Annotated in this window: 14 protein-coding genes; 6 read left to right on the top strand and 8 right to left on the bottom strand. The window is 65.8% G+C overall.

The features are described from left to right. Positions 1–64 precede the first annotated feature (64 nt). Genes ACG00Y_RS20675 through ACG00Y_RS20650 form a run of 6 tightly spaced genes read right to left on the bottom strand, consistent with a single transcriptional unit; the run spans position 65 to position 7135 of the window. Complete coding sequence (locus tag ACG00Y_RS20675) at positions 65–3880, bottom strand: pilus assembly protein (RefSeq protein ID WP_394482132.1); 3816 nt, start codon at positions 3878–3880, stop codon at positions 65–67. A gap of 31 nt (positions 3881–3911) precedes the next feature. Then, positions 3912–4520, bottom strand: coding sequence for a pilus assembly PilX family protein (locus ACG00Y_RS20670; RefSeq protein WP_394482130.1), 609 nt, complete (start codon positions 4518–4520; stop codon positions 3912–3914). Positions 4521–4525: 5 nt separating this feature from the next. Then, a complete protein-coding gene (locus tag ACG00Y_RS20665; protein ID WP_394482128.1) occupies positions 4526–5665 on the bottom strand; it encodes a PilW family protein in 1140 nt (379 codons plus the stop codon). Then, entirely contained in the window at positions 5662–6060 is a 399-nt protein-coding gene (locus tag ACG00Y_RS20660) for a type IV pilus modification PilV family protein (RefSeq protein ID WP_394482126.1), read from the bottom strand. Before ACG00Y_RS20660 ends, ACG00Y_RS20665 begins: the two co-directional genes overlap by 4 nt. Beyond that, positions 6060–6683 (bottom strand): pilus assembly FimT family protein, encoded by a 624-nt coding sequence (locus ACG00Y_RS20655; protein WP_394482125.1) that lies wholly within the window; start codon positions 6681–6683, stop codon positions 6060–6062. Before ACG00Y_RS20655 ends, ACG00Y_RS20660 begins: the two co-directional genes overlap by 1 nt. After that, positions 6677–7135 carry a type IV pilin protein gene (locus ACG00Y_RS20650; protein WP_394482123.1) on the bottom strand — a complete coding sequence of 153 codons (459 nt, stop codon included), beginning with the start codon at positions 7133–7135 and terminating at the stop codon, positions 6677–6679. The genes ACG00Y_RS20655 and ACG00Y_RS20650 overlap by 7 nt, the downstream gene beginning before the upstream one ends. A 242-nt stretch (positions 7136–7377) precedes the next feature. Here ACG00Y_RS20650 and ACG00Y_RS20645 point away from each other — a divergent pair, with 242 nt between their 5' ends. The 6 genes from ACG00Y_RS20645 to ACG00Y_RS20620 are packed head-to-tail and all read left to right on the top strand — an operon-like array spanning position 7378 to position 11375. Beyond that, complete coding sequence (locus tag ACG00Y_RS20645) at positions 7378–8229, top strand: ABC transporter ATP-binding protein (protein ID WP_394482121.1); 852 nt, start codon at positions 7378–7380, stop codon at positions 8227–8229. Next, on the top strand, positions 8226–9005 hold the full coding sequence (gene mlaE / locus ACG00Y_RS20640) for a lipid asymmetry maintenance ABC transporter permease subunit MlaE (protein ID WP_394482119.1): 780 nt from the start codon (positions 8226–8228) through the stop codon (positions 9003–9005). Before ACG00Y_RS20645 ends, mlaE begins: the two co-directional genes overlap by 4 nt. Positions 9006–9024: 19 nt before the next feature. Next, positions 9025–9525 (top strand): outer membrane lipid asymmetry maintenance protein MlaD, encoded by a 501-nt coding sequence (gene mlaD, locus ACG00Y_RS20635; RefSeq protein WP_394482117.1) that lies wholly within the window; start codon positions 9025–9027, stop codon positions 9523–9525. Next, the gene (locus ACG00Y_RS20630) at positions 9522–10367 is read left to right on the top strand and encodes an MlaA family lipoprotein (protein ID WP_394482115.1); all 846 of its coding nucleotides are present in this window, start codon (positions 9522–9524) and stop codon (positions 10365–10367) included. The genes mlaD and ACG00Y_RS20630 overlap by 4 nt, the downstream gene beginning before the upstream one ends. Positions 10368–10422: 55 nt before the next feature. Beyond that, positions 10423–11064 carry an MlaC/ttg2D family ABC transporter substrate-binding protein gene (locus ACG00Y_RS20625; protein WP_394482114.1) on the top strand — a complete coding sequence of 214 codons (642 nt, stop codon included), beginning with the start codon at positions 10423–10425 and terminating at the stop codon, positions 11062–11064. A gap of 2 nt (positions 11065–11066) precedes the next feature. Continuing rightward, positions 11067–11375: an STAS domain-containing protein gene (locus tag ACG00Y_RS20620; RefSeq protein WP_394482112.1), complete on the top strand. Its 309-nt coding sequence runs from the start codon at positions 11067–11069 to the stop codon at positions 11373–11375. On the opposite strand, the gene ACG00Y_RS20615 is transcribed toward ACG00Y_RS20620, so the two are convergent. Both ACG00Y_RS20615 and zwf read right to left on the bottom strand, forming a co-directional pair. After that, the gene (locus ACG00Y_RS20615) at positions 11376–12236 is read right to left on the bottom strand and encodes a MurR/RpiR family transcriptional regulator (protein WP_394482539.1); all 861 of its coding nucleotides are present in this window, start codon (positions 12234–12236) and stop codon (positions 11376–11378) included. Between the two features lie 2 nt (positions 12237–12238). Next, on the bottom strand, positions 12239–13684 hold the full coding sequence (gene zwf / locus ACG00Y_RS20610; protein ID WP_394482111.1) for a glucose-6-phosphate dehydrogenase: 1446 nt from the start codon (positions 13682–13684) through the stop codon (positions 12239–12241). Positions 13685–13744 lie beyond the last annotated feature (60 nt).

Raw genomic sequence — 13744 nt, 5'->3', positions numbered from 1 at the left:
CAGCTCGATTCCGACTTGGCGAGGACAGGGCTGGCATGGCCGCCTTGAGCGGTCATGCCTTGCCTCAGTTGTTGACCTGGATCTCTCGCCAGTTCAGGCGCTGCAGCCCCAGATTGGGCGGGCGGCGCAGTTCATTTGCGCCCACTTTGCCTTTGTCGTCACCGTACACGACGCGGGTGGTCTGGGGGTCGCTGTTCGGCGGATCGGCAATGATCTGCACGTCGACGATCACGCCATCGGGTGGGCTCGAATAGCACGATGTGCCGGTGCCCTTCAGCGCGCAAGAACCCGTACCCAGGTCCAGCGCATACACACGGCTGTTTCCGTTGGGCGAGCAGGCATCTCCGGAGCTGGGAGCGGTGGCGGCAAACGCGACGACGCCGTAGTACGAGGTCGGATCAGAAAGCACCCGCCACCCCTGCCCGCCGGTAGCCACGCCCAGGTCCAGGTACCAGCCCACCTCCTTGCGAAGGTCGAGGGCGATCTTCGCGTTCAGGTCGGTGAGCTGCCGCATCTTCGCGACGGTCAGCGGGAAGGTCACACCAGTGGGAAGGTCCGACTTCTTGCCGCCCACCGTGCCATCGTTGCTGAAGGCGGCATTGGTGCCGTCCAGGATGGCGAAGAAGCGTTGCGCCTGGCCACTGTTGAGATCGCTAGGGTCCAGCAAACGGCCCGTACCGACGGTGATGTAGCGCCGGTTGGTGCCCGGTTGCACGACGGGCAACGGCTTGCTCGTGATGGGCAGCACGTTGCCGTCCGAGCCGGTCAGCGTGGCGAACTTCACCGGCTCCGGATAGGTGCTGGTGCCGGAAACGTCCAGGCGCCACACATTGCCCATCAAGTCGCCGCCATAGATGGTGTCGGCCGTGCCGTCACTCGCGTCCAGCATGAAGGCGTTGATGTGCGCGAGGCCAGCCTGGTTGGTCGAGGAGCAGCTGCCGCAAGGCGTTGCAACCTTCTCCAGCAGTGCACCCGTTTTTGGGTTGATGAAGAAGAAGTAGCCCTTGCCATCGCGGTTGTTGTAGCCGGAGCCCGCGACGACGACCCAGCCGTACTTGCGCGTCTTGACGACGACCGGCTGGCCGAAGGAGTAGCCGAGGTCGCCGTCGGCGTCGGTGAACTCCCACATGACCTTGGTGGCTGCTTCGGTTTCCCGTTGAACGCCTTCGGACTTGTCAGTGATGTTCGATGGATTGGTGATGTCCAGCGCGTAGATGGCCTTGCCGCCCTTGCCGAGGCCGCCCACCAGCAGGGTGCGCCAATCGGTGCCGGTGCTGCCCGATGTGCGCCCGAGGTCCACGTCGACTGCCAACGGCGTGGCGTCAACCAGGAACCGGTGCGTGAAATCAGGGTTGCCGACATGGGCCAGACCATTGGTGTTGGGGGTCGACGTCGGGCCAGTGAAGGTCGGGCTGGGGATGTAGGCAAAGACTTCTTTGCCGGCATCGGTGCCGGTCAGGCTGCCGTTGATGGCGTGCACCATGCCAGCGTTGGTGCCGGCGTAGACCATCGGCGTCCGGTTGGCGAGGTCGGACTTGAACTTGCTGTAGCCGGGATTCGTCACGCTGGAATAGGGCGCGGCGGGCGGGCCGACCGGGCGGGCCTTGGCGTTCACGACATCGCCGACCAGGCCGGCACGGTCCCGGTAGGCGCGCGTCGAACCCGTTGCTGCGGAGGACCGCTCATGGGTGCGGTCGCCGCGTAGGTAATTGAGGTAGTTGAGCTGATCATCGCCACTGACGTAGGACGTGTTCAAGCTGGTCGACTGGGCTGCTGAGATCTTGGCGCTGCGAAAAGGCACGCCTACCTTGCTGCTCGTGTTGTAGGTGACGATGTTGCGTTTCGTGTCCCAGCCGGTGCCGGCGGCCTGTGTGGCCAGCACCTCTGCGAAGCTCCAGCGCGTTTGCAGGACGGGCTTGCCGGTGTCCACATCGACCGTCGCCAGGCTGGCGACCACATCGCCGGTCCAGGTCTTGGCGTCGAACTTCGTCGCGTAAGTGGCGCTCCCCAGTGAAGAAATCTGCGGCACCGAGGTGACGAAGGACGTGGAGTAGGCGCTCAGCTGCGAGGAGATGCTTGAAAAGGCGGCGGTCAGGCCCTGCACCATCTTGTCAGGGGCGTCAGCGGTGTAGTAGTTGTCAGGCCTGTCCTGGCTGCCGATGGTGTCGCTGGTGGTGCTCCACCAGCCCTTGTTGTTGGTGAACTGCGCCGCCGTTGCGCTTGCGACGGTGAAGCTGTCAGGTGGGTTGAAGCCACCGTACTTGGCAGCAAGATAGAACTGCCGGTTAGCCTTGTAGCCGCCTTCCAGGACGTCAAGCCAATAGGTTTTGATGGTTTGCTTGCCGGCCAGATCGTCCCGGATGTCGGTGGTATTGGCGTAGTACGCCAGACCTGCCATCAGATAACCGGCATCGTTGCTGGGAATCAGTGAAGTACCCAGGTTGCTCAGCCCCTGCAGGGTGCCGACCTTGTTCGTCCACTCCACGGCGTCGACGGTGTCGTTGGCGACGGCGGTGGGTTTGGCTGGCTCTTTGCCGCCGGTGGCGCCTGGCAGGTTGCGGTCTGCGTGGGTATTGACGTCACCAATTCCCAATATGAAATTGCGTTGGCAGGAATATTGAACGGGGTCTTTCCAGTTGGTGATGACAGGAAACCCATCCAGCATTGTTCGGCGGGTGGCGTCGTTGACACCCGTCATGGCGGACCACTCCGTCACATTGCCCAGGTTGCGGAAGTAGCGCAACGTCGCGTAATACAGCTCGCTCACGTTGTCGTAGCGCTTGTAAACGGTGCGGTTTATTTCCCCAAATTTATTGAGGTAGTTCATCACGCCGCTGTCCAGAATCGGCACGGCGGCCGTGCTGCTGGCGGTGGCGTCGGCGCTATTGGGGTTTCGCGCCATCACGCCGGTGGTCGAACTCCACTCCGGTGTGAGCGGATTGGCAATGTCGGGGCTGCCGGGCACGGGCTGGGTCGGGCCGATGAAGCGCTGCGCCGCCCGCAAGACGGCACCGTCGCGCTTCAGGTTTCCGTCGCCCGTATCATCACTCGCCAGATACCCGAAGGCGCTGTAACGGATTTTGTTCGAATACTGCTGCATCAAGCCTTCCGGCTTGTAATTGCCACCGGCATACGCAACGCAGTTGGCTTCGCGGCCGACGCTGTTGTCGCATACCTTGACCCGAATGAAAACCTCATACTGGGTGGCCAGGTTTGCGGTGCTGTTGAAATGTGTCGGCGTGCCGCTGTAGCTCGGCGAACCCGATGCGACGGCCATGAAGCGCATCTTGTTGCCGTAACTCCAGATGGCGGTGCCGAGAGTTGCCGCGCCGGTAAAGGGTGTCGCGCCGGCAATCGTCGTGCTTCCGGATGTGGTGCTATTGGCGAAATTGTTCGCGGCGGAACCCTGGCCGCTGCTCCATGCCTTCTCGAGCACGGTCAGCTCGGGGGTGTCGATCCAGCGATATCCGCCGGTCAAGGCCCAGCGAAACGGGTCGATGGTCTGCATCGATGCCCAATTCAGGAAATTGCCACTCCATTCGCCGGAGCAAACCCTGTTGGTGGCTGCACGGGTGGGATAAAAATAGTTGTTGTCGCTGTCCGGCGCCGTGCTGCTGACAAACTTATATTTGTAGCATTTGCCCGGGTCGAAGTAGCCGAGATAGTTGTTTGTCGACGCGTAAGTGCGGCCCGGGTGAGCAACGCTGATGGCCGTGGGGAACTCCACCGACAGGGCCAACGCCATGTTGCCCGGCACATTGACGGACGAGAACACGGGCTGATCGGCGAGCGGTACCTGGGCGGTGGTCGTTGCTGCGATGACGAGCAGGCTGGCTGTCAGGGCCAAACCGCGCGCGTTGACAAAGCGGACTGCATTCATGGAGGACCTCGTTACGCCGGAGCGGCCGGACTCAATCTGCGGTGAATGTGGACTGGAAGAAAGACAGCGTCTTGCGCGGCCCCGTCACACGCAGCGTGATGCGAAAGATGGGCTGCTCGGGTGGAGCTGCCTTGATCAGCTCACTCGACGCCGTGCCAAAAACCTTCTGGGCAGCCATGGTGCAAGTGCTCGAACTGCAGGCGCCGTCGGTGGTTGCCAGGCGATCGATCACATACCGGATCGTGACGCCCATGTCATCCACCTTGATGTCCCTGTCCGCAGTGCCAATGGCCTCGAACTGGGCGTCCGACAGCAGCGCAGTCGGAATGCCTTGCGGATTGGACGGCAGCAGGGAGGCGCTGTAGTTGGCCGACTTGAGGTTGCTGTTGCGTGCCGTCTCGGTGGCCAGCGCGCCGGCGTCGCGGACGACGTCCAGCGCGATCTGCAAGGCGCGTTCGCCCTGGTTGGTCAGGTCTCGCTTGAAGCCGATGTTGCCGAGGACAAGCTGGCTGGACGTGATGGAGCGGGAGATCGCGACTGCGCCGATCAGCAGGATGACCAGGGTGATGAGCGCGAAGATCAGCACCATGCCGCGTTGCGATCGGCGGCGTTGCGCGAGTTGGGCAGGATGGCGTTTCATCGCGTCTAGCGGGAGTACCGCACGTTGCGCAGCGGCACCGTGAATTCCACGGTCCGGTAGCGCTGGGTCGCCGTACCGGCCGGTACGGTGAAGGTGTGCTGTTGCGCGGCAGGCAGCGTGTCAAACAGCGTCAGGGTCGGTCGCGTGACATCGGTCTTGTCCACGAGGTCGCTGCGAAGGACCAGGCCGACGCGGAGCGACAGGATGGACTGCAGGTTGTCTCGCGATGTGGCCGACCCGTCGCGCAGTGCGGCGGCGGTGTAGCCTGCGCTGGTGGGGGCAATCCAGGCGTCGACGGTCCCGTCCCTGGGCGCGCTGTCGACGCCGTACCGGACCCGCATGTCCACGATGCCCTCTGCAAGTGCTTGTGCGCCCGCGGTCAGCTGCAGCAGGTCATAAGAGAAGAGCGTGTTGTTGGCGCCGATCCCGAGCAATTGCAGGCGGGGCTGGTTGCCCGTGGCGTTGCCGAGCAGCGAGACGTTGGTATTGCCGATGGCGAAGTCGGCCAGTGCTACGCCGGCAATGACGTCTGCCGCGAGCGTGCCGCCGAAGGTCAGGACCTCGGCAGTGCCGCCCACGAAGCCGGCGCTGACCTGCTGCAACATGCACTGCGCCAGACCGTCCTGCGCCACGAGCACCAGGTCGCCGCCGCGCATGCCGAGCGTGTTGCTCAGCTTCACCTGTCCGGGTGCGGCCGTGCCCGGCGATACGGGCAAAGCCGTCTCGCTGAGCCCTGAGTGGCCCGTCGCCACGGCAATCACGTCCGAGCCGCCAGCGCCGGCGCCGGCGAACACCATCACGGGTGCGAGCCTGTAGTCCTGAGGAATCGCAGCGAAAGGCGCAGGAAATGCCGCAGTGGCTGGCAGCAACTGAGCTGCGTTGCGGGACGCGTGCAGGGTGCAGCCGTAGTTGCTCGCCGTCGCCTGGCTGAAGCCCGCGCCCGCGCTGCGCAGTTCGCGGTCCAGCAGGTAGGAGGCATACGCCGAGTTGCTGGTCAGGTCGTTGCCCGACGTCACGCCGCGCCGCACCGATTCCTGGCGCGCCACCATCGTGGAGATGGTCAAGGTCAGCACCAAGCCGATCACCATGGCAACCATCAGCTCGACCAGCGAGAACCCACGGTCAAGGCGTGCAGGGCGGCTCATTGGGGAATCACCACGTCGGTCGAATAGCGATTGGTGTCATTGGCGGCGCCGGTCGATTGAACCGGCCGCCAGCTGACCGTGATGCGCGCGGTATTGCCGTTGACTGTGACGGTGCCCACGCCGTTCGGCACGCCGCCGCTGGCCGGGTCGGCGGCCCGGGCGGCCCAAGCCTCGACGGTGGCGGCATTCACGTTGACGTTGTTCTGGTCGAACATCGTGGCCGCCATCTCGGCGGCCAGCAGCGTCGCGCGCTGTGAGTCCTCGGTGCCGACGGCAGCCTGCAGCGCACGGCCCTGCAGCGTGATCAGGCCAAGCAGCCCGAAAGTGATGATCAACACGCCAACCAGCATCTCGATCATCGAGAAGCCGCGCGCCTTGCAATGAGGGCTGTGCATCATCGGCATCCGTCCGGAGCTGTGCTGGCTTTGCCGGGGTCGCACAAGCGGATTGCGCCCGCGAGGCTGACGTCCAGGCGCAGCGCACGGTTTTCTGCGCCGGTGGCGGTAGGGGCCAAGTCGAAACGTGCCGTGCCCGCCGTGCAGTTCGCGCCGATGGCGGTGGGGTCTTCCATCGAGGTCTGCCTGCCGTCCCCACCGAAGCACAGCGCTGCAAGCGGTGTTGGGTCTGCGGCGCCGACCGCGACCTGTGAAGTCAGGCTGACACCTGCGGACACGTCCGTCAACACACCGCATTGGATGGCCTCGGCCGTATCGGCGGTCAGCAAGGCGTTGGGGACCGAGCGAATCTGCCAGTTGAGGCCATTCGCATCGGCAGTCGACGTGACGGTGCAGTCCTTGTCGGTGGTGCGAAAGAAGACGACCGTGTGCGCGCGCCGCTGCGCCTCGGCCTGCGCCAGGCGAACACCCGCCTGCAGCGTCTCGGTCACCGTGCGGACTCGCGAATTGCGAATCCAGCTGGTGAAGTTGGGCAGCGCCAGTGCCGTCAAGATGACCAGCACGCTGACGGCCACCATCAGCTCGACCAGGCTGAAGCCGCGCTCTGAACCACCGCTCAGCATGAATCGCCCTTCTTCATGATCCATTTGCTCGCACAGGTGCTGCCCCAGCCGGTCGGCAGTGCAGTCGTGGCGCGCACGTCCTGATGATTGACGGTGTAGGTGAAGCCGCTCGAAGGCCCGCTGCCTACCGCGCGCAGCGTGAACTGAGTGGCGTTCAGCGTGCCCGTGCAACTGATGACAAAGTTGCCGAACGTGCGGGTCGACACGACGCTGTTGTTGCAAGGCGAGACGAAGGTGCCGCTGTCCGCGTAGGTGCGGTTGTCCTGGTAGTAGCGCTCCATCTGCGCGCGCATCGTGGCAAGCCCGGTGCTGGCGTCGGCGAGCCGGCTGCGCGAGACATAGTCCCGGTACTGCGGTATGGCCACGGCTGCCAGGATGGCGATGATGGCCACCGTGATCATGACTTCGATCAGCGTGAAGCCTCGGGCGTTGGCGGGGGAGCTGCGGGGCATGGCGGCACTTTGTTGAGCGGTTGGCCTGTATTCTGTTGGCGGGTCGGCGGCTTGCGCTACCGCTTGTCGCAGCACTGCAAACGCTGGTCGCTGGCGACGCCCCATTCGTGAAGTAGCGCACGCCCTGGAGGTGGTGCCTGCGGGGAAGGCTGCCGCCGACGCTGACGAGAGCGGACGGGTCATCGCTATGCCGACTGCCCATGCGCGGGCGAACTCAGGGGGCTCTCGGTGTTTCCCCTATCATGGCGCCCTTTATTCCCGCCCGGCTTCGGCCCGCTCGCGTGACTCCCTTGGCAACCGCTCCCCTGATCGAACTGCGCAATGTCAGCTGCGGCTATGGCGATCGCGTGATCCTGGACGGCGTCAACCTGAAGCTCGAACGCGGCAAGGTGCTGGCGCTGATCGGTACCTCGGGGGGCGGCAAGACCACCGTGCTGCGCCTGCTGGGCCGGCAGCTGCGCCCGATCTCGGGCCAGGTGCTGTTCGACGGCCAGGACATCGCACCGCTGGACCTCGCCGGCCTGTACGCCGTGCGCCGGCGCATGGGCATGCTGTTTCAGTTCGGCGCGCTGTTCACCGACCTGAGCGTGTTCGAGAACGTCGCCTTCCCGCTGCGCGAGCACACGGACCTGACCGAGGCCATGATCCGCGACCTGGTGCTGATGAAGCTCAATGCCGTGGGCCTGCGCGGCGCGCGCGACCTGCTGCCCAGCGAGATCTCCGGCGGCATGGCCCGCCGCGTCGCGCTGGCCCGGGCGATCGCGCTGGACCCGGACCTCGTGCTGTATGACGAGCCCTTCGCCGGCCTGGATCCGATCTCGCTCGGCATCGCCGCCCGGCTGATCCGCGACCTGAACGATGCGCTGGGACTGACCAGCATCGTCGTCTCGCACGACCTGCACGAGACCTTCGGCATCGCCGACGAGGTGGCCATGATCGCCAACGGCCGCGTCGTCGCCCAGGGCACGCCGGACGAGCTGCGGCGCAGCGAGGACCCGCTGGTGCGCCAGTTCGTCGGCGCCCAGCCGGACGGCCCGGTGCGTTTCCACCAGCCGGCCGTGCCGGTGGCTGAGGATTTCGGAGTGTCCGCATGATGGCGTTGGCGGTCCGCGTCGGCGCGGGCGTGCGGTTGAAGCTGGCCGACATCGGCGCCTCGGCGCGGCTGTTCCTCAGCCTGCTGGCCCGCTCGCCCAAGGCGCTGATGCGCTTCGTGCTCGTGCGCGAGCAGGTCTTCCACCTGGGCAACAAGTCGCTGTCCATCATCGGCGTGTCGGGCCTGTTCGTCGGCTTCGTGCTGGCGCTGCAGGGCTACTACACGCTGCAGCGCTACGGCTCGGCCGAGGCCGTGGGCCTACTGGTCGCACTGAGCCTGGTGCGCGAGTTGGGGCCGGTCGTCACGGCGCTGCTGTTCGCCGGCCGGGCCGGCACTTCGCTGACGGCCGAGATCGGCCTGATGAAGGCCGGCGAGCAGCTCACCGCCATGGAAATGATGGCCGTGGACCCCGTGCAGCGCGTGCTCGCGCCGCGCTTCTGGGGTGGTTTTATTGCCATGCCCTTACTTGCGGCAGTCTTCTCCGCGCTGGGCATCATCGGCGGCTGGGTGGTGGCGGTGCCCTTGTTGGGCATCGACGCCGGCGCCTTCTGGTCGCAGATGCAGGGCGGCGTGGATGTGTTCAAGGACATCGGCAACGGGGTCGTCAAGAGCCTGGTGTTCGGTGTCACCGTCACCTTCGTAGCGCTGCTGCAGGGCTACACCTGCCGACCCACGCCGGAAGGCGTGTCGGCAGCCACCACGCGCACCGTCGTGCTGTCGTCCCTCGCCGTGCTGGCGCTGGACTTCATGCTGACCGCGATGATGTTTTCGATTTGATTGGATTCAGGGACACCACATGCAAGCTTCTCGACATGACGCCTGGGTGGGTCTATTCGTGCTGCTGGGCGGCGCCGCGCTGCTCTTCCTCGCGCTGAAGGCCGGCAATCTGCTCAGCCTCAATTTCGATGAGACCTACCAGGTGTCGGCCCGCTTCGACAACATCGGCGGCCTCAAGCCCAATGCGGCGGTCAAGAGCGCGGGCGTCGTCGTCGGCCGCGTCGAGACCATTGCCTTCGACGACAAGACCTTCCAGGCCCGCGTCGTCATCAACCTGAACAAGGCCACCGCTTTTCCCAAGGACAGTTCGGCCAAGATCCTGACCTCCGGCCTCCTGGGCGAGCAGTACATCGGCCTGGAGCCAGGTGCTGCGGAGAAGAACCTCGTCAGTGGCGACCTGATCACGCAGACGCAGAGCGCCGTCGTGCTGGAGAACCTGATCGGCCAGTTCATCAACAGCAAGGCCTCCGACATGGGCAGTACGGCTGCGCCTGCGCCGACCTCGGGAGGCAAGCCATGAGCCCGGTCATTCGTGCGCTGGCCATGCTGGTGCTGGCATTCGGTCTGGTGGGCTGCCAGACGGTCAAGGGCGTCGGCACGCGGCTGGAGCGCGCCGTCGACAAGGTCATGGGCTCCAAGGGCCAGCGGCTGGACCCGTGGGAGAAATGGAACCGCAAGGTCTTTGCCTTCAATGAGAAGCTGGACGCCAATGTGCTGAAGCCGGTGGCGACGGCCTATTCCGAGATCGTGCCGTCGCCGGTGCGCACCGGCATCGACAACTTCTTCGGCAACATCAGCGATGCCTGGTCGGCGGTGAACCTGCTGCTGCAGGGCCGCTTCAAGGCGGGTGTGGACCAGGGCATGCGCTTTGCCGTCAACTCCACGCTGGGTTTCGCGGGTGTACTGGACATCGCCACCGAGGCGGGCCTGGAGAAGAACAGCCAGGACTTCGGCAAGACGCTGGGCCACTGGGGCATGGGCACCGGCGCCTATGTCGTCTGGCCGGTGTTCGGGCCGTCGTCGGTGCGCGACTCGCTGGCGCTGCCCGTGGATTGGCAGGCCACGCCCGCCGTCGTCTTCGACGGCGGCAGCAACAAGGCTGCGATCTCGGTGCTGAATGTCGTCAACGCCCGCGCCAACTTCCTGCGCGCCGGCGACATGCTCGAAGGCATCGCGCTGGACAAGTACACCTTCTACCGCGACGCCTACCTGCAGCGCCGCGGCAGCTTCGACGACGACGAGGAGTTCGAGGTGCTGGTGCCCGGCAATGGCGCGTCGGCGCCGGCTGCGGCCGCGGCGCCCGCCGCTTCGGCTCCCACTGCCAAGAAACCGGCGGAGCCGGCTTCTGCGGCCTCCCGGTGAACCAAATCACGGGCTGGCGCGTTGAGTGCCCGTCCCTGTTCTGAGAAAGCGAACCATGACCCTGCTGACCTCCCTGCGCCGAGCGCTCACCGTGGCCGCACTGGGCCTTGGCGTCCTGCACGCCGCCCATGCCGCCGATGCCGGCACGCCCGATCAACTGATCCGTGACCTGTCGCTGGAGACCATCGAGGCCGTCAAGGCCGACAAGGACATCCAGGCCGGCAACATCAGCAAGATCATCGCCCTGGTGGACACCAAGGTGATGCCGCACGTGAACTTCCAGCGCATGACGGCCTCGGCCGTCGGCCGCTTTTGGCGCCAGGCCACGCCCGACCAGCAGACCAAGCTGCAGGCCGAGTTCAAGACCCTGCTCATGCGCACCTACGCCGGCGCGCTGACGCAGGTGAAGGACCAGACCATCGGCCTGAAGCCGTTGCGCGCCCAGCCGACCGACACCGAGGTCGTCGTGAAAACCGAGATCCGCGGCAAGGGCGACGCCATCCAGCTCGACTACCGCCTGGAGAAGTCCGGCGCCGTCTGGAAGATCTACGACGTCAATGTGCTGGGCATCTGGCTGGCGGACCAATACCGCAACAGCTTCGCGCAGGAGATCGGCGCCAACGGCATCGACGGCCTCATCAAGAGCCTGGCCGCCAAGAACGCCAAGGCCGCCGGCGCACCGGCCGCCAAGAGCTGATCTTGAGCAGCCTGAAGCTGCCCGCGCGGCTGCGCATGGATGGCGCCCGCGCCACCTGGGCGCAGATGTCGCCCGCCTTGCGCGCGGAGGCCGCCCAGGTGCTCGCTGCCGCCGGCCGCGAGGTGCGGCTGTCGGCGGCCGAGCTGACGGATTTCGATTCGTCGGCGCTGAGCCTGCTGCTGTCCGCCGCGCGCCAGTGCAGCGAGCAGGGCGCCACGCTCAAGCTGGCGGATGCACCGGAGAAGCTGCGCGAACTGGCCCGCGTCTACGGCGTGGCCGAGCTGCTGTGGCCGGCCACAGCGGCCGCCTGATCAGCCTGCATAACGCTTGGCGCGCAGGTTCTTCTTGATCTCCTGCAGCACGGGCCGCAGTTGCTGGCCCAGCTTGAGCGCGACGCCTGTCGTCAGGATATCCACCGCGATCAGGTGCAGCAGCCGCGACACCATCGGGCTGTAGCGGTCGAAGTCTTCCGGGTGGTCCACCGCCAGCAGGATCTGGCTGGGGCCCAGCGCCAATTGCGCGAGCGGCGAGGCGCTCGCGGTGATGATGATGATGGTCGCGCCCTTCTTGCGCGCGATGTCGGCGGCGTCCAGCAGGTCGCGGCTGCGGCCGGAGTTGCTGATGATGACCGCGCAGTCGCCCGGCTGCAGCATCGTCGCGCTCATCAACTGCACATGGCCGTCGCTGTTGGCGGCCGTGTTGACGCCGAGGCGGAAGAACTTGTGCTGGGCGTCCTGGGCGACGATGCCTGAGTTGCCGACGCCGTAGAACTCGATGCGCCGGTTGTGCCGGGCCGAATCGGCCAACGCCTCGATGGCGCGCTCGAAGGCGTGGCTGGCGGCGTCGTTGCGGTAGTGCAGCAGGGCGGCTACAGCGTTGTCAACGACCTTGACGATGATGTCTTGCGGCTTGTCGTCCTCGTCCACGGCGCGGTGCACGAACGGCACGCCCTCGTTGACGCTGCCCGCCAGCTTCAGCTTGAAGTCGGCCAGGCCGTCGTAGCCGACGCTGCGGCAGAAGCGCACCACGGTTGGCTTGGACACATGGGACCGGTCGGCCAGCTCGCTGACCGGCAGGCTGGCGAAGGCGCGCGCGTCCAGCAGCAGCAGCTTGGCGACACGCTGTTCGGCGGGCGGAAGCGCCGGAAGCGCCGCCTTCACTCGTTCGAGGATGCTCATTGCTCTTCTGCCCAGTGGAAACCGTCACGCGCAACCAGCGCGCTGGCGGCCGCCGGGCCCCAGGAACCGCAGGAATAGGGACGCGGGCCGCTCGTGTCGGCCTCCCAGGCGTCGAGGATGGGCTCGACCCAGCGCCAGGCCTGCTCCTGCTCGTCGCTGCGCACGAACAGGTTCAGGCGGCCGGCGATCGCGTCCAGCAGCAGGCGCTCGTAGGCGCCGACGCGCTGCGTGGCAAAGGCCTTGTCGAAATCCAGGTCCAGCGACACCGGCGTCAGCTGCTCGCCGTGGCTGGCGCCCTTTTGCGCCAGCAACTGCAGCTCCAGGCCGTCCTCGGGCTGCAGCTTGATGACGAGGCGGTTCGGCTGGCTGCCGCCGGGGAAGATCTTGTGCGGCACCTGGCGGAAGTTGACGACGATCTGCGCGTCGCGCTCGGCCAGGCGCTTGCCGGTGCGCAGGTAGAAGGGCACGCCGGCCCAGCGCCAGTTGTTGACCTCGGTGCGCAGCGCGACGAACGTCTCGCACTGGCTGTCAGGCGGCACCTTGACCTCTTCCAGATAGCCCGGCACGGCCTTGCCCTCGATGCTGCCGGCGCGGTACTGGCCGCGCACGACATCGCGGGCGACGCTCTCGGCCGTGAAGGGCTTCAGCGAGCGCAACACCTTGAGCTTCTCGTCGCGGATGGCGTCGGCGTCGTTGCTGCTCGGCGGCTCCATCGCGATCATCGTCAGCAGCTGCAGCGCATGGTTCTGGATCATGTCGCGCAGCGCGCCGGTGCCGTCGTAGAAGGCGCCGCGCGTGCCCACGCCCAGGCGCTCGGCCAGCGTGATCTGGATGTTGGCGATGCTCTCCCGGCGCCACAGTGGCTCGAACAGCGCATTGCCGAAGCGCAGCGCCATGAGGTTCTGCACCGAGGGCTTGCCGAGGTAGTGGTCGATGCGGAAGGCCTGGCTTTCGGCGAAGACGCTGCGCACCGCGCGGTTGATCTCCTGCGCGCTGGCCAGGTCGTGACCCAGCGGCTTCTCCAGCACCACGCGCACCTTGGCATGGTTCAGACCGACGGCGCCCAACTGCTGGCAGATGCCGGTGAACAGATGCGGGCTGGTAGCCAGGTACAGCACGACGGTGTCCGCGTTGCGCGCGTCCAGCCAGTCCTTCAGGCCCTGGTAGTGCTCGGGCTGGGACAGGTCCATGCGGCGGTAATGGATGAGCGCACCGAACTTCTCGAATTCCTCGTCGGTTGGGCGCTTGGCGCCGTCCACCTCGCGAAAGCGTTCTTTCAGCCATTCGCGGTAGCGTTCGTCCGTCTGTTCGTCACGTGCGACGGCGAGAATCCGACCGCCCTCGGGCAGCTTGCCGTGCCGGAAAGCCTGGAAAAGCGCGGGCATTAATTTGCGCCACGTCAGGTCGCCGGTGCCGCCAAAAAACACGAGATCGAAGGACATTTGCGGAGTCTCCAAGCCAGCATCTCCCATGGAGCGCTAACCGTTGTGTAACTTAGTTTC

It is taken from the genome of Pelomonas parva, from assembly GCF_043555835.1.
GTDB classification, from domain to species: Bacteria; Pseudomonadota; Gammaproteobacteria; order Burkholderiales; family Burkholderiaceae_C; genus Pelomonas; species Pelomonas parva.
The sequence above is the reverse complement of the archived record's forward strand: the minus strand, read 5'-3'. Positions and strand labels throughout refer to the sequence as shown.